Source organism: Streptomyces sp. RGM 3693, assembly GCF_050471125.1.
Taxonomy (GTDB): domain Bacteria; phylum Actinomycetota; class Actinomycetes; order Streptomycetales; family Streptomycetaceae; genus Streptomyces.
Map to the genome: position 1 here is coordinate 1,331,542 of NZ_JBMPPQ010000001.1, position 22,278 is coordinate 1,353,819.

The 22,278-nt window shown below is 69.9% G+C and carries 15 protein-coding genes and 2 pseudogenes; 16 read left to right on the forward strand and 1 reads right to left on the reverse strand.

What is annotated here, in order from left to right; translation table 11 throughout:
- Window positions 1-50 precede the first annotated feature (50 nt).
- The 8 genes and pseudogenes from ACO0M4_RS05545 to ACO0M4_RS05580 form a co-directional block, all read left to right on the forward strand.
- Window positions 51-416, forward strand: coding sequence for a GNAT family N-acetyltransferase (locus ACO0M4_RS05545; RefSeq protein ID WP_430368494.1), 366 nt, complete (start codon window positions 51-53; stop codon window positions 414-416).
- Entirely contained in the window at window positions 413-1,714 is a 1,302-nt protein-coding gene (locus ACO0M4_RS05550) for a SidA/IucD/PvdA family monooxygenase (protein WP_430368495.1), read from the forward strand. Before ACO0M4_RS05545 ends, ACO0M4_RS05550 begins: the two co-directional genes overlap by 4 nt.
- Window positions 1,714-2,970 carry an amino acid:polyamine antiporter gene (locus ACO0M4_RS05555; protein WP_430368497.1) on the forward strand — a complete coding sequence of 419 codons (1,257 nt, stop codon included), beginning with the start codon at window positions 1,714-1,716 and terminating at the stop codon, window positions 2,968-2,970. Before ACO0M4_RS05550 ends, ACO0M4_RS05555 begins: the two co-directional genes overlap by 1 nt.
- 3 nt (window positions 2,971-2,973) lie before the next feature.
- The gene (locus ACO0M4_RS05560; RefSeq protein WP_430368498.1) at window positions 2,974-3,201 is read left to right on the forward strand and encodes a hypothetical protein; all 228 of its coding nucleotides are present in this window, start codon (window positions 2,974-2,976) and stop codon (window positions 3,199-3,201) included.
- Window positions 3,202-3,588: 387 nt separating this feature from the next.
- Entirely contained in the window at window positions 3,589-4,839 is a 1,251-nt protein-coding gene (gene ectB / locus ACO0M4_RS05565) for a diaminobutyrate--2-oxoglutarate transaminase (RefSeq protein ID WP_430368500.1), read from the forward strand.
- A 771-nt stretch (window positions 4,840-5,610) separates the two neighbouring features.
- Window positions 5,611-5,900: pseudogene (locus ACO0M4_RS05570) on the forward strand (transposase); the annotation flags it as partial.
- Window positions 5,901-6,103: 203 nt separating this feature from the next.
- Window positions 6,104-7,306 carry an IS110 family transposase gene (locus ACO0M4_RS05575; protein WP_430368501.1) on the forward strand — a complete coding sequence of 401 codons (1,203 nt, stop codon included), beginning with the start codon at window positions 6,104-6,106 and terminating at the stop codon, window positions 7,304-7,306.
- A gap of 15 nt (window positions 7,307-7,321) precedes the next feature.
- Window positions 7,322-8,287 (forward strand): annotated as a pseudogene (locus ACO0M4_RS05580) (IS256 family transposase); the annotation flags it as partial.
- Window positions 8,288-8,312: 25 nt separating this feature from the next.
- Here ACO0M4_RS05580 and ACO0M4_RS05585 read toward each other — a convergent pair.
- A complete protein-coding gene (locus ACO0M4_RS05585; RefSeq protein ID WP_430368502.1) occupies window positions 8,313-9,104 on the reverse strand; it encodes an SDR family NAD(P)-dependent oxidoreductase in 792 nt (263 codons plus the stop codon).
- A gap of 485 nt (window positions 9,105-9,589) precedes the next feature.
- Between ACO0M4_RS05585 and ACO0M4_RS05590 the strand changes: the two genes are divergently transcribed.
- From ACO0M4_RS05590 to recD2, 8 genes are all read left to right on the forward strand, one after another.
- Window positions 9,590-11,245 (forward strand): alkaline phosphatase family protein, encoded by a 1,656-nt coding sequence (locus ACO0M4_RS05590; RefSeq protein ID WP_430368503.1) that lies wholly within the window; start codon window positions 9,590-9,592, stop codon window positions 11,243-11,245.
- A 185-nt stretch (window positions 11,246-11,430) separates the two neighbouring features.
- Window positions 11,431-12,780 carry an MFS transporter gene (locus ACO0M4_RS05595; RefSeq protein ID WP_430368504.1) on the forward strand — a complete coding sequence of 450 codons (1,350 nt, stop codon included), beginning with the start codon at window positions 11,431-11,433 and terminating at the stop codon, window positions 12,778-12,780.
- 30 nt (window positions 12,781-12,810) lie between these two features.
- Window positions 12,811-13,836, forward strand: coding sequence for a homoserine dehydrogenase (locus tag ACO0M4_RS05600; protein WP_430368506.1), 1,026 nt, complete (start codon window positions 12,811-12,813; stop codon window positions 13,834-13,836).
- Between the two features lie 141 nt (window positions 13,837-13,977).
- Window positions 13,978-14,970, forward strand: coding sequence for a LysR family transcriptional regulator (locus ACO0M4_RS05605; RefSeq protein WP_430368507.1), 993 nt, complete (start codon window positions 13,978-13,980; stop codon window positions 14,968-14,970).
- 207 nt (window positions 14,971-15,177) lie between these two features.
- Complete coding sequence (locus tag ACO0M4_RS05610) at window positions 15,178-17,157, forward strand: collagenase (RefSeq protein ID WP_430368508.1); 1,980 nt, start codon at window positions 15,178-15,180, stop codon at window positions 17,155-17,157.
- A 270-nt stretch (window positions 17,158-17,427) separates the two neighbouring features.
- Entirely contained in the window at window positions 17,428-18,681 is a 1,254-nt protein-coding gene (locus ACO0M4_RS05615; RefSeq protein WP_430368509.1) for an IS256 family transposase, read from the forward strand.
- On the forward strand, window positions 18,678-19,196 hold the full coding sequence (locus ACO0M4_RS05620) for a GNAT family N-acetyltransferase (protein WP_430368510.1): 519 nt from the start codon (window positions 18,678-18,680) through the stop codon (window positions 19,194-19,196). Before ACO0M4_RS05615 ends, ACO0M4_RS05620 begins: the two co-directional genes overlap by 4 nt.
- A gap of 234 nt (window positions 19,197-19,430) precedes the next feature.
- On the forward strand, window positions 19,431-21,749 hold the full coding sequence (gene recD2 / locus ACO0M4_RS05625; protein ID WP_430368511.1) for an SF1B family DNA helicase RecD2: 2,319 nt from the start codon (window positions 19,431-19,433) through the stop codon (window positions 21,747-21,749).
- Window positions 21,750-22,278 lie beyond the last annotated feature (529 nt).

Sequence of the window (22,278 nt, forward strand, 5' to 3'; positions counted from 1 at the left end):
CGGCACCCACACCCCCTTCGGACCCCCTCAACACAGCAGCGAGGTGTTCCATGCCGGACGCAGCCGCTCCACGCTTCCTCATCGAGCGCGTGGACGCGTCCCCTTTCGAGGCGATCTGGCCGCTCATCGCCGACTACCAGAGGTTCTACGGCCAACGGCCCGACGACTCCAGAAACCGGCGATTCTTCGGCGAGCTGCTGGGAGACACCCCCCACGGTCTCCAGCTGGCTGCCCGTCAGGGGCCGCACACGATCGGCTTCGCCACCCTCTTCTGGGTGTGCGTCTCCACCTGGGCCGCCACCGTGGCCCTCCTCAACGACCTGTACGCCCGCTTCCTGCGCGAGGCCGCCGACCTCGGGGCGCCCTCGACCTGGTTCCACTACTCGTATCCGCTTTCCATCAAGGGGGAACAGTGACCCGCTGCCACGATGTGCTCGGCATAGGCTTCGGTCCGGCCAACCTGGCTCTGGCCATCGCCCTCGAGGAAGAGGGCCACGACCTCGACATGCGCTTCCTGGAAGCCAGGCCGGGCCCGTCCTGGCAGAGCGCCATGATGCTCGACGGGTCGGACATCCAGAACCACCCCGTGCGCGACCTCGTGTCGCTGCGCAATCCGCGCAGCCGCTACAGCTTCATCAACTACCTCTTTGAGAACGAGCGGTTGCTGGAGCACCTCAACGTCCCGATGGAGTTCCCGCTGCGCAAGGAGTATGCGCAGTACGTCACCTGGGCCGCCGGCCACTTCAGCCACCTGGTCGACTACGGCGTGCACGCCACCGGCATCACCGTCGGCCGCGATGCCGAGGGCGGTGCGGTCTACACCGTCACCACCTCCGCTGGAGACACCCTCCAGGCGCGCGCTCTGGTGATCGGCACCGGGCGGGCCCCCTTCATCCCGGAACCGTTCGACGCGGTGGACTCCCCGCGGATCTTCCACCTGACGCGCTACCTGCCGGCGCTGCGGCAGCTGGAGGAGCTGGGCGTGGCCGGAGAAGGCGACCGGTCGCCGCGCGCCGTGACGGTCATCGGGGGCAGCCAGAGCGCGGTGGAACTCACGATCGACCTCACGCGGCGCTTTCCCCGCACCCGGGTGAACACCCTCGTCCGTTCGCTGACGCTCCGTCAGAAGGACACCAGTCCGTTCAGCGAGGAGGGGTACTTCCCCGACTTCACCGACTACTACTACCGCGCTTCCCGCGAGCGCAAGGACGCCCTCGACTCGTTCATGCGCCTGACGAACTACTCGTCCGCCGACGGCGATGTGCTGCGCGAGTTGTACCGGATCATCTACGAGCAGCGCTTGGACGGCGACCAGAAGGTGTTCGTCTCCGGCAGCCGCCAGGTGCGTGGCCTTGAGGTGCGAGAGGACGGCGTCCACCTCGATGTGGAGGAGCTGAACACCGGGGAGTCCGAGGAGTACCGGTCCGACTTCGTCGTCCTGGCCACCGGATTCCGCGATCTCGGCCCGGCTGCCCACCAGGAGCGCGTCCCCGCGCTCATGCGCAGCATCGCCGACGACTTCGCCTTCGACGACCACGGTTACCTGACCGTCGGCCCGGACTACGAAGTGCAGCCGTTGGGAGCCGGCACGCCCACGCTCTTCCTCAACGGCTTGTGCGAGTCCTCCCACGGAATCGGTGACGCCGGTTCGTTCAGCCTTCTGTCGCTGAGGGCCAAGGTCATTGCAGAGGGCCTCCGGAAGCGTCTTCGGTAATGGAGCCGGCAGGCACCTCCGTCCCCGGCGCGACGGTCGCGCCGGGCGGGCCGGGAACGGATACGGGCGGCCGCACGGCGCGAAGGCCGGAACTGGAGATCGCCACCCGCCTCTCCGGTGGTGTCCTCGGAGCCGGGATGGTGATCATGCCTCCCGTCGTCGCGGCCTTGACGGGCGGGCACAGCCTCCGTGTCTGGCCGGCCCACATCCTGCTCGGTGGTTCGGTCAGCCTCATGCTGGCCATGGTGGTCCGCGCGAGGGTGCGGCCGACCTCGTTGGCGGGCACCGTCGGGGCCCTGCTGGGCTCGTGGGCGGAACGGGCGGTGAACGGCGCCTTCGCCATCGCCTTCACCGCCGGGCAGGCGGCGATCGCCTGGTTCGCCGCGACCTGCCTGTTGACGGCGGCCAACGGTTCGCTGCCGCGTCCGGGTACGGAGGGCCTCCTTCTCGCCCTCGGCGTGCTCGCGGCGGCCGTGCTCGCGGCGCTCAGTCCGCTGTCGCTGCCGGCCGTTGTGCTCCGGCTGCGCCCCTGGGGCACCGGGGTGCTGGCGCTGGCCTGCGCTGCATGGGGCTGGCCCGCGGCACCCGCGGTGGGCGCGCACACGCCGCTTGCGCCGCCGGGCCTCACTTCCGGCGGTGCTCAGTGGCTGGCCCTCGCGGCGTTGTTCTTCGCCGGTGTGGGATGGGAAGCCGTCACCGCCGTGGTCCCGGTCGCCGCGCTCGGACGCAGGCGCACTGCCGCGGGCGTGGCCTTGGGGGCGGCTTCGGTGGCTGTCGTCTACCTGGGGCTGGCCACGGTCCAGCGGCTGGCCGCCGGGGCGCCGGCAGCCCAGGACCCGGTGTCCGCACCGCTTCGCTGGGTGTTCGCCGTGGCGACGGCTGCCGTGCTGACCTCCTACTGCTTCACCAATGTGCGCACCGCCGCCCGGATCGCCGCCCGGCTGCGCCCCGCCCGGCTGCGCCCCGCCGAGCAGGGCCCCGCCGAGCAGGGCCCCTCCGAACGGGCCCCCGCCAAGGCCGTCATCGCGTCCGTCGGCGCCTCATGCTGCGCCTTCGCCTGTGCGGGGGCGGCTTGGGACGGTACTGTCCCCCTCCTGCTGCTGGGGCCGGCCGCGGCCGCACTGATCGGCTACGGCCTGGCAGCCGTTGCCGCCGTGCGCCGCGGCGGCCCACTACTGCGGTGCGCCGGAGGCTCGGTACTGCTCGTGCTCGTGGGCATGGTGGTCCTCGCCGCTCCCCTCCTGCTCGGTGGATGAGCGATGGCCAAGCCCCTACGACCTGCTTCGGCGGGTCTCGTCCGCCCGGTCGCCCTCGTGGGGATCCGGCACGGCTCAGGCGAGAACGGTCACGTCTACGGACGGCTGCTCACGCTGAACGCGCTCGCCGGCACTCCCTTCGAGGTACCGAGGAGCAGGGGCACCGGCCGATGGCAGCGGCGGATCGCCCCGGGCATGGTGCCGCGTGCGTCTGCGGAGGCCACGCCGTGAAGGCGCTCGGTACCAGCGTGGGCGTGCTCGTCCGCGGTGCGCCGATCGGGACACGGGGCGAGTTGCTGCCGGCACCGGTGGCGGCAGCACACGCGAACGAGGCCGCCCGCCCGACGAGGGCGCCTCCTCCCCGTCCTTGCTGGGCCCGTGCCAGTCGGTGGGCACGTCGGTGGGCCCAGCGGCTGGCATCTCCGCCTCCGGCCAGAACCACCGGTTCATCCAACTGCCGTGCGCAGCCGTGCCGTTGATCACCGCAACCGGCCGGTACGCCCTCACCCCTCACCCCCCGCCCCGCGCCGCCAACGCCCACGACGGCGATGAGCACCCCGGCGCGCCCTCTCCGTTCACCCCACCTTCCTCATCCAGCTCCCCCTCCGAGGAGACATCATGATCGCCCCCACCATCGAGTCCGAAGTCCGCAGCTACTGCCGGAACTGGCCTGTGGCGTTCAACCAGGCGCGCGGCAGCCGCATGTTCGATCGCGACGGCCGGGCCTATCTGGACTTCTTCGCCGGCGCCGGCGCCCTGAACTACGGTCACAACCACCCCGTGCTCAAACGGGCGTTGCTCGACTACCTGGAGCAGGACGGGGTTGCCCACAGCCTGGACATGCTGACCGTCGCCAAGGAGGACTTCCTCACCGAGTTCGCGGCGCGGGTGCTCGGCCCTCGCGGACTGGACTACCGGGTGCAGTTCCCCGGTCCCACCGGTACCAACAGCGTGGAGGCCGCGCTCAAGCTGGCCCGCAAGGTGACGGGGCGTCAGACGATCGTCGCCTTCACCGGCGCCTTCCACGGCATGTCGCTGGGTTCACTGGCCGTCACGGGAAACGCCGCCAAGCGCGCGGGTGCCGGCATTCCGCTCGGCCACACCTTGCGCATCCCCTACGACGGGTTCTCCCAGGACCAGGTGTCCGGGCTGCACCTGCTGGACAGCATGCTCGCCGACAGCAGTAGCGGCCTGGACCTCCCCGCAGCCGTCATCGTGGAGACCGTGCAGGGCGAGGGCGGCGTCAACCCGGCCGGCGCGGCCTGGCTCGCCGACCTCGCGGAGCTGTGCAGCCGCCGAGACATCCTCTTGATCATCGACGACATTCAGATGGGCTGCGGCCGCACGGGGCCCTTCTTCAGCTTCGAGGCCGCAGGCATCACCCCGGACATCGTCTGCCTGTCCAAGTCCATCAGCGGATACGGCCTGCCGATGTCCCTCACGCTCTTCCGCACCGAGTTGGACGTATGGCAACCGGGCGAGCACAACGGCACGTTCCGCGGCAACAACCCGGCATTCGTGACGGCAGCCACTGCCCTGCGGGAGTTCTGGGCGGACAGCACCCTGGAGAAGCAGACCGAAGCACGGGGCGTCCTGTTCGCGGAGACGCTGGGCGAGCTCGCCGATCGGCACGCGGCGCACGTAGCGGCGTCGCGTGGTCGTGGCCTGGTGTGGGGCCTAGACTTCCGGGAGTCGCACATGGCCAGGCAGGTCGCTGACGCGGCATTCGCCCGCGGGCTCCTGGTGGAGACGTCGGGCTCCTGCGACGAGGTGGTGAAGCTCATGCCGCCCCTGACCTCCACGGACGAAGAACTGGCCGAGGGCCTCGGCATCCTGCGGGACGCGGTGGCAGCAGCCGTGGGCGGCTGAGCGCGCACCCAGGAGCGCTGCCGGGAGGAACCCCAAAGTCCCAGGGAAATCCCGCAGATGCCGCCGCACCCCTCCAGACCCGCGTCCGCGCAGGTCAGCCAGGGTGCGGCGGCATCCACCTCTCAGATGTCCCGGAAGAGACCAGGCGGCCCCGTGACCTGGCGCGATGGGTGGCTTTGGGGCGCTGACCTGCGCTGATGGCCTTTCGGCCGTTTCACGGTCATGCCCGTTGATGCGGCCGGAAGTCCCAGAGAAGTCCCAGAGGGATCCCAAGGGGGAGGGCCACTCTTTCGGCTCTATGCGGGGTTCGGGGGTGAGGTGTGGGCTGGGGTTCGTGCATCGGTGGTCCGCCTTGAATGAACGGCGGCGCACGCTTCTGCAGAGCCTCGCTGCTGGTGCGTAACCCGGATCCTGGGCGCCTGAAGAATGGCGCTCGGCTTATGCCGCACGGGACCGCGGCCTGTTGACGGCCAGCAGGAGCGACACATGCCCACGTGGAGGTCGCTGAAGCCGACTGGTTCTAGGTGTGTCGAGGCCGTCATCCCGACGATCCGGCCTTTACGGACGACGCCGTTCCGGTAGCGTCAAACCCTTGGTGTCGACGAAGGACGGAGCGCGGCGCGAAGTGACCGCTCGAAAGCGCAGTCCGGAGCAATGCTCATGACCTGTGGATCGGCCTCGGGTTGGACGCGAAGGGCGTACCTTCCCGAGTGATCGACTTCTGGTCATCGAGTAGGCCGGCGTTGCAGCGTCGGCCGGGAAGGCACGCCCGTGCTGAGCGTAGTGAATGCCGAGGGAACGACCGAGACCGGCTCCCTGATCGACGACATCGTCCGTGAGGGCGCAAGGCGCATGCTCGCTGCCGCCCTGGAAGCTGAAGTCAACGCTATATAGCCGAGTTGACCGATGAGCGGGACGAGACGGGACGGCGTCCGGTCGTGCGCAACGGCTACCACCAGCCGCGGAAGGTCACCACCGTGGCCGGAACGGTCGAGGTCAAAGCCCCGCGCGTGAACGACAAGCGCGTCGATGCGGCCACGGGCGAGCGCATGCGGTTCTCCGTAAGTTGTTAGGCGGCCCGGGAGGGCCGGATGTGGCTTATGCGGGCTTGCCTTCAGTGGCTCCCGAGGAGTGGCCGTCCGGCTCTCCGGGGCGCCCTGGCTGCTGATTGAGATGTGCGCGCCTTGCGCGGTCGCTGTTTACGGAGATGACAGCGGGGTGTTCCTCGGGCCGACGGCACGCTGTGCGGAACGAGGAGGGGCGAGTGAGTAAGCGACGGGCCCAGGTCTGGGTCGGCATCGATGCAGGCAAGGGACACCACTGGGCGGCCGTGGTCGACGACACCGGCGCCACCGTATGGTCGAAGAAGATCGACAACGACGAGTCGGCGATCCTGACCGCGCTCGGCGAGATCCTGGACCTGGCGGACGAAGTCCGCTGGGCGGTGGACATCTCCGGCACGGCCTCCGCGCTGCTGCTGGCCCTGCTGGCGGCCCACGGCCAGCAGGCCGTCTACGTGCCCGGCCGCACCGTCAACCGCATGTCCGGCGCCTACCGGGGCGAGGCCAAGACCGACGCCCGCGACGCCTACGTCATCGCCGAAACCGCCCGCCACCGCCGGGACTTCGCCACCATCGAAATGCCCGCCCAGCTCGCCGCCGACCTCGCCTTGCTGACTGCCCACCGCACCGACCTCGTGGCCGACCGGGTACGGATGATCAACCGGCTCCGTGACGTGCTGACCGGCATCTTCCCCGCGCTGGAGCGGGCCTTCGACTACAGCAGCCACAAGGGAGCGCTCGTGCTGCTGACCGGCTACCAGACCCCCGCCGCCATCCGGCGCCGCGGGCGGGCCCGGCTCACGGCGTGGCTGGCCAACCGCAGCGTCCGGGGCGCCGACGCGGTCGCGGCCACGGCCTTGGAGGCGGCTCAGGCACAGCAGACCTCGCTGCCTGGAGAGGATGTCGCCGCGCAGATCGTCGCTGACCTGGCGGCACAGATCCTGGCCCTGGACGACCGCCTGAAGCGGATCGACCGGCAGATCCGCGACACGTTCCACAGTCACCCGCAGGCGGAGATCATCGAGTCCCTGCCCGGCATGGGCCCGATATTGGGAGCGGAATTCGTGGTCGCTGCCGGTGACTTGTCCGCTTACGTGGATGCCGGCCACCTGGCCTCGGCGGCCGGGCTGGTGCCTGTCCCGCGCGACTCTGGCCGGCGGACCGGCAACCTTCACCGGCCCAAGCGCTACAGCCGCCGCCTGCGACGGGTGTTCTACATGTCCGCCCAGACCAGCATCATCCGCGAGGGACCGAACCGGGACTTCTACCTCAAGAAGCGCGGCGAAGGCTGCAAACACGTCCAGGCCGTCATCGCTCTGGCCCGCCGACGAGCGAGCGTGCTCTGGGCTCTTCTGCGCGACAACCGGGAGTTCACCCCCGTCCCGCCGCTCGCGCAGGCGGCTTGACTTCGTCATTGAGACTCCTCGGCGATCCTGCCGCCGTGGTGCCGCAAGTCCCCGAAGATCAGCGAGGTCCTGCCGCTGCTCTACCTGCACGGCTTGTCCTCCGGGGACTTCGTGCCCGCCCTTGAGCAGTTCCTCGGCAGCTCGGCCGGGCTCTCGCCGGCGACCGTCACCCGGCTGACCCAGCAGTGGCAGGCCGACCACACCGCGTTCATGGACCGCGACCTCACCCAGGTCGACTACGTCTACATGTGGGCCGACGGCATCCACCTCAACGTCCGCCTGGAAGAGGCCAAAGCCAGCGTCCTGGTCCTGGTCGGGGTGCGCGCCGACGGCAGCAAGGAGCTGGTCGCACTCAAAGACGGCTACCGCGAGTCCGCCGAGTCCTGGGCGGATCTGATGCGCGACTGCGCACGCCGTGGCATGCGCGCTCCCGTTCTCGCGGTCGGCGACGGGGCACTTGGGTTCTGGAAAGCCCTCACGGAGGTATTCCCGCAGACCCGCGAGCAAAGGTGCTGGGTTCACAAAACCGCAAACGTGCTCGACTCCATGCCGAAGTCCGCGCAACCCGGCGCGAAGAAGGCGATCCAGGACATCTACAACGCCGAGGACCGCGATCACGCCGCCCAGGCGGTCACAACGTTCGCCCAGCTCTACGGCGCGAAGTTCCCCAAGGCCGTCAAGAAGATCACCGACGACCAGGACCAGCTGCTGGCGTTCTACGACTTCCCCGCCGAGCACTGGATCCACCTGCGGACCACGAATCCCGTCGAGTCCACCTTCTCCACCGTCCGACTGCGGACCAAGGTCACCCGCGGCGCCGGATCCCGCACCGCCGCCCTCGCCATGGTCTTCAAACTCATCGAGTCCGCCCAGGCGCGCTGGCGGGCCGTGAACGCACCCCACCTCGTCGCCCTCGTCCGCGCCGGAGCCCGCTTCGAACGCGGTCAGCTCATCGAACGCCCACAGCCCCTCGCGGCATGAACAACCCCGCCGGGACCGGTCGGCGTCACCGGCGCCACAGATGGCGTCCGAGCGCCCGTTTCAGCGGGGGCGGTGTGAAGGGCAGGAGGGTGTTCACGATCTTGTAGGCGGCGCCGGGCACGCAACGGCGCTTCCCCGCGGCGACGGCGTCGAGCCCCGCGGCGGCGACCGCGTCGGCCTCCAGCCAGAAGAGCCGCGGCACCGGTGCGGGGCCGAAGGCGTTCGTCGCGAAGCACCCGGTCTTGGTCAGGCCCGGCAGCAGCACGGTGACATGGATGCCCGAGCCGCGGTTCTCGATGGCCAGGTCCTCGGAGAAATGGGTGAGGAAAGCCTTCGTTGCGGCGTAGGTGGCGAGAGAGGGCGACGGGAAATCGCCCGCCAGGGACGAGACGTTGAGGATTCCGCCCCGCCCCGCTATCCGCATCCGTGGCAGGACGGAGCGGGTGAGCCGCAGCACCGCCTCGTTGTTCAGCCGGAGCGTGGCTTCCTCCCGGTCCATGGGGAGGTTGGCGAAGACTCCGGCCGCGCTGGAACCGGCATTGTTGACCAGCAGTTCGACCGGTTTGGCCGCATCGGTGAGGCGGGCCTCCACCTGCGCGGTCTGCGCGACGTCGGTCAGGTCGGCCGGCAGCACGTCCACCTCGACGGAGTGCGCCGTCCGCAATTCCTCGGCGAGGTCCCGCAGCCGCGATTCCCGGCGGGCGACGAGGACGAGGGAGACGCCCCGGGCCCCCAGATTCCGGGCCAGGGCCGTACCGATGCCGCTGGAGGCACCGGTGATCAGTGCGCTCCGGTACGGATAGGGTTGGTCAGCCATCTGCGATCTCCCCTGTCGGAAAGCACGCGGAAATCCACGCTCGCGAACCAGCGGACCGGCCGGTGCGGCGTGTTCGGGGATTGCGTCGGTCACATACCGTACTGCTCGGGGAGCCGCGCGCGACAGGGCGCATCGGTAGGGCGCCGCGGCACTTCCGCCCCTGTGCAGTGCGGCGGGCGTTGCGGAATGCGGGTCGAAAAGCGTGCGTCAATCGCGGGCGGATGCCGACGCGTTACCGGACCGGCTTTCCGGTTCCGATCCGCCCTCCCGCACGGTTGAGTAACGCCTGTAAGGAAATTCGTCCGCAGCGGTACGGACGATGCGCGGTAGGGGCGATGCGCGGTACGGCCGGTGTCGGCAAAGGCGGGCCATACCGACCGTTCCCTGGTTGTTCATGTGCCGGATCCCGCTGCTACACGCGGCCCGGTTCATCATGAGCGCGCTAATCCACCCCCCTCCGCTACTCACAACATCAGGGGAGACCCGTGACCCGCCGCTCCGTCCGACTGGCTGCCGCGCTCTGCGCTGCCGGAACCCTCGCCGGCGTGACCATCGCCCAGGCATCCGCCTCCGACGATGCCGCCGCGCACCACCAGGCCGCCGCGCGGCACGTCCTGCTGGTCTCCGTCGACGGCCTGCACCAGTCGGACCTGGCCTGGTACATCGCCCAGCACCCGCAGTCGGCGCTGGCCCGCCTGGTGCACGGCGGTGTGCAGTACACGCACGCCAGGACCACCACGCCCTCGGACTCCTTCCCCGGTATGGCCGCCCAGGTCACCGGCGGCGGTCCGGGCACCACCGGTGTCTACTACGACGACACCTACGACCACGCCCTGCTCCCCGCCGGTACCACCCACTGCCAGGGTGCCCGGCCCGGCGTGGAGGTGGACCTCACCGAGGACCTGGACAGGAACAAGGCGTCCCTGGACGCCGGCCAGGGCCTCAAGGGTCTGCCGGGCAGCATCCTGCAGATGACCGGTCAGCCGCAGAGCCTCCTCGACCCGAGCAAGCTCCCGGTCGACCCGAAGACCTGCAAGCCGGTCCACCCGCACGCGTACCTCCAGGTGAACACCGTCTTCGAGGTCGCCCGCCAGGCCGGTCTGCGGACCGCGTGGTCCGACAAGCACGCGGCCTACGACATCCTCAACGGCCCGTCCGGCACCGGGATCCAGGACCTGTTCGCCCCGGAGATCAACAGTGCCGCTCCCGGCTACCGGGCCGGCGGCGACTGGACCACCGACAACAAGGCCACCGAGCAGTACGACCACTACAAGACGCAGGCCGTCCTCAACGAGATCGACGGCTACGACCACAGCCGCACCCACAAGGTCGGCACCCCGGCGGTCTTCGGCCTGAACTTCCAGTCCGTCTCCACCGCCCAGAAGCTGCCGACTTCCGACGGCCTCAAGGGCGGCTACGCGGCGAAGAACGTGCCCGGCCCGCTGCTGGCCAGGAACCTGGACTTCGTCAACGGCGAAGTCGCCTCGCTGGTCAAGGAGATCAAGGACCGGCACCTGGAGGCCGGCACCACCGTCGTCCTGTCCGCCAAGCACGGTCAGTCGCCGACCGACCCGGCCGCGCTGAACCGCGTGGACGACGGCCCGCTGCTCGACGGCCTCAACGCCGCCTGGAAGAAGCTGCACCCGAAGGCCGGCACCCTCGTCGCGCACTCCGTGGACGACGACGGCATGCTGCTGTGGCTGAACGACCGCTCCCAGCAGGCCGCCGAGTTCGCGAAGACGTACCTGCTGGCGCAGCGCGGCAACGGTACCGACATCAACGCCCGGCCCAAGGCGTTCACCCACGGTGGCCTGAGCGCGGTCTACGCCGGCCGGGCCGCGGCCGGGTACTTCGGCGTCAAGCCCGGGGACGCCCGTGTCCCGGACGTCTTCGGCACCGCCCAGTACGGCGTCGTCTACACCGGCGGCACCAAGAAGATCGCCGAGCACGGCGGCGCCCACGCCGACGACCTCGACGTCCCGCTGGTCGTCTCCGGCGCGGCCACCCCGTCCGGCGTGCGCAACGCGACGCCGGTCCGCACCGCCCAGATCGCGCCCACGATCCTGGCGCTGCTCGGCCTCGACCCGCAGCAACTCCAGGCCGTGCAGCGCGAGCACACCCCGGTGCTGCCGGTCCGCTGACCGGTAGACCACCGGGCGTCCGCGCCAGGGGCCGCGCACCGAACGGTGCGCGGCCCCTGTGGTGTGGAGGGCGCCCCCGCAAACTATATCGACATCAAGTATCTTGACGTCGAGTGAATTCTCGCGGCAAGGTTCCCCCTGTCGGCCGTCGACCACGGCGCGGGAACGGGAGGGGCAGGGACACCATGCGGTACGAGAAGAAGGGCCAACACGCTGCGGGGCAGGGGCTGTTCGCCCAGCTGCGCCGGCCGCCAGGCGGCCGGAACGCCCGGATCATGCTGCTCGCGCTCTGCCTCGACCGGACCGGATCCGGGCTGTGGACCTCGGCAGCCGTGCTGTACTTCACGTTCGTGACGCACCTGAGCGCCCAACAGGTGGGTGTGCTCCTGGGCGTGGCCGGAGTGGCGGGCATCTTCGGCTCCCCGCTGGCCGGTTGGCTCGCCGGCCGCTTCCCGGTGCGGGGACTGCTGATCGGCTGTCACCTGCTGCGCCTGGTAACCCTCAGCCTGACGCTGCTGTGCACCGGCTTCGGCGCGCTGCTCCCCGTCGTGGCCGCGACCTACCTGGGAGACCGGGCGGCCAAGACGCTGGAGATGCTGTTCGCCACCCGGACCGCGGGGGAGCGGCGCGTCGCCTACCAGGCACTGTCGCGCAGCGCGGCCAATGCGGGCTACGCCTTCGGCACCGGCATCGCGGCCATCGGCGTCGCCGTGGGCACCCACGCCGCGTACGCCGCCCTGATCCTGGGTGACGCGCTGTCGTTCGTCGTCGCCGCGGCGCTGGTGTGGCGCACCCGCGAACCACGGGACGCCGCCGCCGAGTCGGCGCGGGCCGGCAGCGGGAGCGACGCGCCGCCGTCCCGGCCCGCGAGTCCCTGGCGGGACCCCGGGTACCTCCGGTTCGTCCTGCTCGACATCGTGATGAACATCGACGACTCGGTCCTCAACGTCGGCCTGCCGCTGTGGCTGATCACCCGAACCTCGGCGCCGCACGCCCTGGCCCCGACCTTCCTCATCGTCAACACGGTGCTGGTCGTGGCCCTCCAGATACGCGTGTCGGCGCGCGCCGAGGGGCCGCGCCGGGCCGCGCGTGCGGTACTGCTGTACGGGGTCGTGCTGGGCGCGTCCTGCGTGGTCGTGGCGGTGTCCGCCCGGGGCGGGACCGGGTGGGCGACAGCGGCACTGCTGACCGCGGCACTTCTGGTCACACTGGCGGAGCTGATGCGTTCGGTGAGTTCGTGGGAACTGGCGGTCCTGCTCGCCCCGGCGGACGCGCGCGCCGGGTATCTGGGGGTGGCCGGCATGGCGCAGTCCATCCAGAAGTCCGCCGGGCCACCGCTGCTGACGGGCGCGGTGCTCGCCGCCGGACCGGCCGGCTGGCTGGCCCTTGGGGCGATCACCGCCGGTGTGTCGGTCTGGCAGTGGCGCGCGTGCGCGCGGCGGCTCGGCATCCTCGCCCGGCCCGCTCCGCCCCCGTCCCGCCCCGCAGCGCAGAGCCCCACCCCCACCACACCGTACGAGTCCGCCAACCGGTAATGCCCGCCGTTGAATTGGAGATACCTGGCCATGGCACCCGCCACCGCGCCCCCATCACCGGATGACATCACCGTGGTGCTGTCGGGCTACGGCCCGGTCGGCCGCGCCTATGCCGGGCAACTGCGCACGCGGGGCGACGAGATGGCCCGCGACCACGGGGTCCGGCTGCGGCTGGGAGCCGTCCGCGTCGGCGCCGCCCAGTGCCTGCCCCACGGGGGAGAGCCGCCGCCGCGAGCGGTCTGGGGTCCGTCGGCACCGCTGGCGCAAACGCTGGACGAGACCGGCGCACGCGTGCTGGTACAGGCGCTCCCCTCCTCTCCTCAGGTACGTCAGCAGGCCGCCGACGAGGCCCTCCTGGCGCTGCGCCGCGGGGTCCATGTCGTCACCGCGGCCAAGAGTCATCTGCTCAGCCACTGGCGCGCACTCGGCGACGCCGCGCAGGCCGGTGGCAGTCTGATCAGGATCTCCGGGGCCACCGGCGCCGCACTGCCGGCCGGGGACCTGGCGAGAACCGGCGTGCGCGGTCTCGGCTGCCGGTCGATCCGGGCCTGCCCCAACGGGACCGCCACCTTCGTACTGGACCGCCTGGCCGCGGGCGACTCCCTGGCCGCCGCGGTCGGCGAGGCGCAGCGGCGGGGCATCGCGGAGGCCGCCCCCTCGGCCGACCTGTCCGGCGGCGACGCGGCCACGAAGGTGCGGCTGCTGGCGGCCCTGCTGTGGCGCTGGGACCCGTCGGACGTGCGGACGCAGACGGAACCGGTGGACTGGCACACCGCGCGGGCGGCGCTGACCGCGGCAGCCAACGGGCGCCGGCTACGGGCCGTGGCAACCGCACGGGCGGATCGGCCGCTCCTGGTCCGCGTCCGGCTGGAGGAAACGGCCCCGGGCGACCCCCTGTTCGCGCTGACCGGCCCGGAGAAGGCCGTGGTGTACGGGTGCCCGGCCGCCGGCGACATCACCGTGAGCGGCGGCCGTTCCAGCCCCGTCGGCGCGGCGCTCGCCATGGTCAAGGACACCCTCGACGTCGCGACGGCCGGACGCTTCGGCTTCGGCTGAGGCGCCGAGGCGTACGGCCCGATCCCGCCGGCCGCGGCGCAGGACAATCTTGCGGCTAAACACCTGTGCGATTGTACTGAGGGTCGTTCGGCCCGGAGCCGGACGACCGGCGGCGTACGACGTGGAGGGAAGCGGAAGCGGATGGAGTTGGAGCTGCGGCACCTGCGGGCCCTGTGTGCGATCGCCGACGCCGGGAGCCTGGGCCGGGCCGCGCGGGTGCTCAGGTATTCGCAGCAGGCGATGAGCGCCCAACTCCAGCGGATCGAGGGGTACTTCGGCGAACCGCTCTTCGAGCGCCAGGCGTCGGGCGTGGAGCCGACCCGGTACGGTGCCGAGGTGCTGGCCCAGGCGCGCGAGGTGCTCAACCGCGCCGATGCCATCGGGCGCCGCCGGGGTGGCCGCGGTGGGGGAGTGCGCCAGGTCCTCCGCCTGGCCGCGACCAACTCGCCGGTGCTGTCCGGCATGGTCGTCCGGGTCCGCGGCCGGCTGCCGGAGCTGGCGCTGACCGTCAGCAGCGTCTATGCCTCCTCGGAGATCGTGGAACGCCTGGAGAAGGGCGAGCTGGACGCCGCGATCGCCGTGGACTACCCCGGCCTGGAGCTGCCGCATTCCCCCGTCATGGCGCACCGCGGGATCGTCGTCGAGCCGTCGTTCGTGGCCGTCCCCGCGCACCACCGCGTGAAGCACCGCATGGAGGTCGCGCTCGCCGATCTGGCCGACGACGCCTGGTTCCTGACCCCGGACGACGGGGCCGGCTGGCCGGGCGTGTTCTACACGGCCTGCGCGGCGGCCGGATTCACCCCGGCGGCGGTCCATGAATTCCTCGGCGACCAGCTCCAGCTCCAGAACATGATCGCCGACGGGCTCGGGGTCTCCGTCGTCCAGGCGACGATCCGGCCGATCTCCGGAGTGCTCGTCAAACCGCTGACCGGAACGCCGCTGTGGTGCCGCTATCTGCTCGTCTGGCGGCGCGACCGGGTGACCGACGAGGTCGCGGAGACGCTGTTCCGCTCGGCCGCCGCGTCCTACCGCGAACTCATCGCCCACTCACCGCACTTGCAGGCATGGGCGGCGCGGACGTACGGGGCGGGTGGTGGGCAGGGCGCACCGGGCTGGGGATCGGCGCAGGTCTGAAAGCGCCGGTCTGAAGGTGCTGCTGGTCTGAAAGCGCCGGTCTGAAGGGCGAGTTGTGCGCGGGTAGTCAGGGCGTGCCGGATGTTGTGGCGGAGCCGCGGACGGTGCTGTCCCCCAGCCCATGGTCTGCGGTCCGCGGGAGTGGCACAGTCCTTCAGGCAACTGCTGATCCCCTACAAGGTGCATGAATTCACCGAGGGAGCCGCAATGCGCCATCGCAACCCCCCACACAGATTCCTGACCATCGGGCTGGCCGCCTGCGCCACCACCATCGGCCTCATGGCCACCCCGACGCTCGCGGCGAACGGTTCACCGGCCGTCCGCCCGGCCTCCGCCAAGCCCGCCGCCCGATCCCACGACCCGGTGCGACCGCTGCCGCCCACGGGCCCGGCCACCACCGCCACGGACCGTCCCGACGTGCAGGGCAAGCCGCACACCGCCAACCGACTCCGGCCTCAGCAACCGCAGTTGAGAACCGCGCACCACGTCCGTGCGGCATCCTGCGCACCGGGCGACTTCGGCAGCCGCAGCGGTGCCGAACTGGTCGACTTCATCAAGGCGGCGACCGCCGACTGCGTCAACACGCTGTTCAGCGTGACCGGCAAGGACGCCCACGACGTCTTCCGGGAAGCCCAGATGGTCCCCGTCGCCAACGCGCTCCAGAGCGCCTCGGCGTCCTATCCCGGCGACGACTCGACCAAGGTGCAGCAACTGGTCCTCTTCCTGCGCGCCGGCTACTACGTCCAGTACAACGACTCCAAGGACGTCGGCAACTACGGCCAGGACCTGGCCACCGCCATCGAAGGCGCCCTGGACGCGTTCGTCGGCAACGCGCACTTCATGGACGTCAGCGACGCGAACGGCGCCGTCGTCGGCGAGGCGATCACCCTCACCGACAGCGCCGACGAGCAGGGGCGCTACCTCGGCACCTACAAGAAGGTCCTGGACGCCTACAACAGCTCGTACAACGCGTTCCCCGCCATGGTGAACGCGGTGAACAACGTCTACACCCCGCTGTTCCGCGGCCACCAGAACGACGCCTTCGTGAAGGCGGTCACCAGCGACCCCGGCATCATCGACACCCTCAACTCCTTCGCCCGCAACCACCTCGATCTGCTGGGCACCGACAACTCCTTCCTGACCTCCAACGCCGGCACCGAGATGGGCCGCTTCGTCCAGCACGCCGGGGCGCTCCAGGACAAGGTGCGGCCCCTGATGAAGGACCTGCTGGGCAGCTCGCAGATCACCGGTCGGACCGCCCCGCTGTGGGTGGGCGTGGCCAACATGGCCGACTCCTACGACAAGGCCAACTGCTCCTATTTCGACACCTGCAACCTGGCCGACAAGCTCACCAAGGCCGCGCTGCCGACCAACCACACCTGCGACGAGACGCGCACCGTCCGGGCGCAGGCGCTGACCCCCCAGGACCTCGACGCCGTCTGTGCCAGCCTCCAGAAGGAGGACGCCTTCTTCCACGGCGTGGCGAAGGACAGCGGCGCGATCCCGGGCCAGTACGAGAACACCATCCAGGTCGTCGTCTTCGGCAGCCAGACCGACTACAAGACCTACGCGGGACCGATATTCGGCGTCGACACGAACAACGGCGGCATCACCATCACCGGCGACCCGACTAAGCCCGACAACAAGGTCCAGTCCATCATGTACCAGAAGGGCTCCGACGACGGCTTCCCGGCCCGGATCTGGAACCTCAACCACGAGTACACGCACTACCTCGACGGCCGCTTCGACATGAAGGGCGACTTCGCCCAGGAGACCACCGTCCCGGACGTCTGGTGGATCGAGGGCCTCGCCGAGTACGTCTCGTACAGCTACCGCGGTGTCACCGACACCGAGGCGGTCGCCGAAGCCGGCAAGCACACCTACCCGCTCAGCACGCTGTGGCAGACCACCTACGCCAACAGCAACACGACCCGCACCTACCCATGGGGCTATCTGGCCGTGCGGTACATGGTCGAGAAGCACCCCGACGACATCCAGGCCATGCTCGCGAAATTCCGGGCCGGCGACTACGCCGGCGGCTATGCGGTCTACAACGAGCAGATCGGCAACCGCTACGACGCCGACTTCACCGCCTGGCTCGACGCCTGCGCATCAGGTGGCTGCAAGGCGCACGCGGCCGGCCGGCACACCGCATCCGGCCACGCCGGCACCACCTCTCGGGGCTGACCCTCCGACACCGAACCGGGATCCCCGGGCAGACCACGGCCGGTCCGCCCGGGGATCCCGTGCTGCTGCGTACGGTTCCCTCACCACCAGTCCTGGAGGTCGCCCAGCAGCCGCCACAGGAATTGACAATTACTCCGGAGCGGCAAGGAGCAATGCTCAAGTCTTGTGGATCGGGCTTCGGGACGGCATGCGAAGGGCGTACCTTCCCGAATGATCCTGATGGTCACCGAGTAGGCCCGCGTTCGCAGCGCGGGTCGGGAAGGCACGCCCGTGCTCAGCGTAGTCAACGCCGATGGCATCACGCCGAACGGCTCCCTGATCGACGAGATTGTCCGCGAGGGGGCCAGGCGCATGCTCGCCGCGGCCCTGGAGGCCGAGGTCAACGCCTACATAGCTGAGTTGGCGGATCAGCGGGACGAGAATGGCCGGCGCCTGGTCGTGCGCAACGGCTTCCACCAGCCGCGGAAGGTCACCACCGCCGCCGGGAACGTCGAGGTCAAGGCCCCGCGGGTGAACGACAAGCGCGTCGATGAGACCACGGGCGAACGCAAGCGGTTCTCCTCGGCGATCCTGCCGCCCTGGTGCCGCAAGTCCCCGAAGATCAGCGAGGTGCTGCCCCTGCTCTACCTCCACGGCCTCTCCTCCGGCGACTTCGTGCCCGCCCTGGAGCAGTTCCTGGGCAGCTCGGCCGGGCTCTCGCCCGCGACCGTCACCCGACTGACGGCGCAGTGGCAAGCTGACCAGGCCGCGTTCATGGACTGCGATCTCACCGGGGTCGACTTTGTGTACGTGTGGGTCGACGGTATCCACCTCAACGTCCGTCTGGAAGAGGCCAAAGCCTGCGTGCTAGTCCTGGTCGGCGTGCGCGCCGACGGCACGAAGGAGCTGGTCGCGCTCAAGGACGGCTACCGCGAATCGGGCGAGTCCTGGGCCGACTTGATGCGCGACTGCGCCCGCCGCGGCATGCGCGCGCCCGTCCTCGCGGTCGGCGACGGCGCCCTCGGATTCTGGAAGGCCCTGGCCGAGGTTTTCCCCGAAACCCGCGAACAGAGGTGCTGGGTTCACAAAACGGCCAACGTCCTGGACGCCATGCCGAAGTCCGCCCAGCCTGGTGCGAAGAAGGCGATCCAGGACATCTACAACGCCGAGGACCGAGACCACGCGGCCCAAGCGATCAAGACGTTCGTCCAGCTCTACGGTGCGAAGTTCCCCAAGGCCGTCAAGAAGGTCACCGACGACCAGGACCAGCTGCTGGCGTTCTACGACTTCCCCGCCGAGCACTGGATCCACCTGCGGACCACCAATCCCATCGAGTCGACCTTCGCCACCGTCCGCTTGCGCACGAAAGTCACCCGCGGCGCCGGCTCCCGCGCTGCCGCCCCCGCCATGGTGTTCAAGCTCATCGAGTCCGCCCAGGCCCGCTGGCGGGCCGTGAACGCACCGCACCTCGTCGCGCTCGTCCGCGCCGGAGCCCGCTTTGAACGCGGGCATCTCGTCGAACGCTCCGAGGCGGTCGCGGCGTGAACACCATCACGGCCCAGGCCATCAGCACCGGGCGGCTGGACCTGCTGCCGCTTCACGTCGAGCATGCCGAGGAGATGGCCACAGTGCTGTCCGATCCGGCTCTGCACACCTTCATCGGCGGCAGTCCGGACACCCCGCAAGTCCTGCGCTCGCGCTACCAGCGCATAACCGCAGGCTCTCCCGATCCGGCCGTCTCCTGGCTGAACTGGGTAATCCGGCTTCGTCACGAGACCTGCCTGACGGGCACAGTCCAGGCGACGATCAGCCCCTCCGGCCACGGCCCCATCGCCGAGATCGCCTGGGTGGTCGGGACTCCGTGGCAGGGCAGAGGCATCGCCACCGAAGCAGCCCGAGGACTCATCGACTGGCTCAGCCAGCAGCCGGTGCAGACCGTCATCGCCCACATCCACCCCGCACATCAGGCATCCGCCGCCGTTGCCACCGCCGCCGGGCTCACGCCCACCGACGAATGGCACGAAGGCGAGATCCAATGGCGCCGAAGTATCAGGCGATAACTTCACCAATCCACAGGTCTTGACTATTACTCCCTGTGGGCAACACGCGCTCTGTCTGGCCCGCACGGCCGTCGCCGTCGGCCGCACCGCCGGCCTTCGGTGATGTCGCCCGCAGGAGTGAGCGGAATCCCGCAAAGACGCGACAGACGGCTGTCCGGGGACCCATGCTGACCTTGCCGTATCCCAGCAGCATCACGTGACCCGCAGCCGCACCTACCCCTGGAGATGGTGCCCGTGCCCCACCAAGCACCCCTGGACGCCCGCGAAGTGATCGAGGGCGTCGTCGATCATCTGCTGCACGTCAGCTACGACGAGCGCACGGTGCTGCGGCTGACCACCACAACAGGTGACGAGGAGAGCATTACGGCGGCCGGCAAGGCGCTCTTCGGCGCGCGGCCCGGCGAAAGCCTGCGGCTGCACGGCAGGTGGGTCCACCACCCTCGCCACGGGCGGCAGTTCAAAGCCGAACAGTGCGAACGGACCATGCCCGCCGACGAGCGGGCTATCCGCCTCTACCTCGCCTCGGGCATGATCCGCGGGATCGGGCCGCATCTCGCCTCGGCGATCGTGAACGTCTTCCGCGAGCAGACGCTGAAGGTCATCGACACCGAACCGCTGCGGCTCCTTGAGGTGCACGGCATCGGTCAGGTCCGGCTGGGCCGGATCACGGCGGCCTGGCAGGAGCAGAAGGCCATCGCCGAGATCATGGTGTTCCTGCAGGGACTCCAGATCACCCCGGCGCTCGCCGTGAAGATCTACACGACGTACGCCGACACCGACGACGACCCGATGCGCATCGTCCGCCGCACCCCCTACCGACTCTGCCGGGACGTGCGCGGCGTCGGCTTCGTCAACGCCGACAAGATCGCCCTCGCCGTCGGTATCCCCAAGCATAGCGACGCACGACTCCAGGCCGCCCTGCTGCACGAACTCGACCAAGCCGGAGCAAGCGGCCACTGCCACCTTCCGGTGCGCGTTCTGATCGCCCGTACCCGTCAGCTCTTGACCGATGACGACCCGGCAAGTGCCGAGATCCTCGACGACGCGGTTCTGAGCCACGCCCTTCAGGCGCTGCGTGGTCAGGGCGAGGTGGTCACCGAGACGCTGCCACTGCCAGTCCTGGACGGCACTGACGCCCTGGCGGACACCGTGATCGCCATGCTGCCGCACCGGCACCGCGACGAGACGCAACTCGCCTTCCACGTACGGCGTCTTCTCGCCTCTACCGCGGCGCTGGACGGCCTGGCTCCGCGGGCGGAACTTCTGGCCTCGCTGAGAGGCTCAGAGACCGCCGGGCTGACCGATGAGCAGTACCGGGCGATCCTCACCGCCCTGACCCGCCCCCTGTCGGTCCTGACCGGCGGCCCCGGCTGCGGCAAGACCCACACCCTGCGCACCCTGGTCGACCTCGCCGACGAGGCCGGTGCGGTTGTCGCCCTGGCCGCCCCGACCGGGAAGGCCGCCAAGCGTCTGGAAGAGACCTGCGGCCAGGCGGCGATGACCGTCCACCGGCTGATCATGCCGCCCGACGGCGACTCCCTCTTCGACCACGCCGGCGTGCTGGAGACCGCGGATCTTGTCATCATCGACGAGGCGTCAATGCTCGACCTCGCCCTGGCCCGCAGGCTCTTCGCCGCCGTCCGCGACGGCTGCCACCTGTTGCTCGTCGGCGACACCGACCAGCTCCCCAGCGTCGGCCCCGGCCGCGTCCTGCGCGATCTCCTCGACGTCGAGGACATCCCGCGCACCCGGCTGACCAAGGTCTTCCGCCAGCAGGACGACAGCGCCGCCATCGTCCTCAACGCCCACCGCATCCTGCGCGGTGAACTTCCCCGGGAGGACCCCAAGGTCTTCTGGAACCGGCCCGTCCCCAGCGCCGAGGACATCGCCCAGCGGGTGGTGGATCTGGTCTGTGAGCTCATGCCGAAGCACTTCGGAGCCCGCACGGAGGGCATCCAGGTGCTGTGCCCGGGCAAGAAGAACGTCGCCGGCATGACCGACCTCAACCTGCGTCTCCAGCAGCGACTCAATCCGCCGTCCGACGACAAGCCCCAGCACTACCACGGCGGGGCCGCCTTCCGGCTCGGCGACCGCGTCCAGCAGGTCCGCAACAACCCCCACCGCGGCGAAAACGGAGTCTTCAACGGCAGCAGCGGCACCATCACCGCAGTCGACACCGAGACCCACCAGTTCACCGTCACCTTGCACGACGGCGAGGCGGCCACCTACCCCTTCACCGACCTCGACGAACTCGTCCACGCCTACGCGCTGACCGTCCACCGCTCCCAGGGCAGCGAATACCCCTACGTCATCGTCCCCATGGTCAGCGCAGCCGGGATGATGCTGCTCCAGCGCAACTTGCTCTACACCGCCGTCACCCGCGCCCGTGACGGCGTCATGCTCATCGGCCAAACCGAGGCCGTCGAGCGCGCGATCGCCAACAACCGCACCCAGCGTCGCAACACAGCCCTCACCCACCGCACCACGCACACCGACGCCGCCAGCCCGGCACCACGATCCCAACCCTCGAATGGCCAACTCGCCTGGGACTGAACGGACGGCCGATCTCCCGCGCTACGACATTGGCCGAGGGGCCCTTCCGGGCTGCCACAGGATCCGACCAGCTCCGTGCCGCCGGAGCGTGTCCCTACGCGCACTCGTGCAGAGCCGATCGCTGGGCGCGGGAAAGTTGAACGGCCTGTTTTTCCGTGTGTTTTCCGACCGTCCCCGTCGGTAAAGGTGCAGGTCACAGCAAGTGTCGATCGGTGAGGGCGCCACCTTGTGGTTCTCCCGTCCCGCATATTTCCCATGCGAAGCGATTCCGCGGGATCGGACATTTGGGATTTCGTCCACCTGGCGTCATAAAGTCGCAGGTTGAAGCCCTGCTGACCGAGTGCTCATGGCCAAGTTGGCCGTGTGCGTTTTGGCAGCGCAAGAAAGGCCCTGACCATCGTTTCCGCTGGTCAGGGCCTTGATTTCCGGTGCCCCCGGCAGGATTCGAACCTGCGCTCACGGCCCCGGAGGACGGACAGTTCCCAGACGCGGTGTCCGGGATCGAGGTCGGTGACGCCCGGGTCACCGC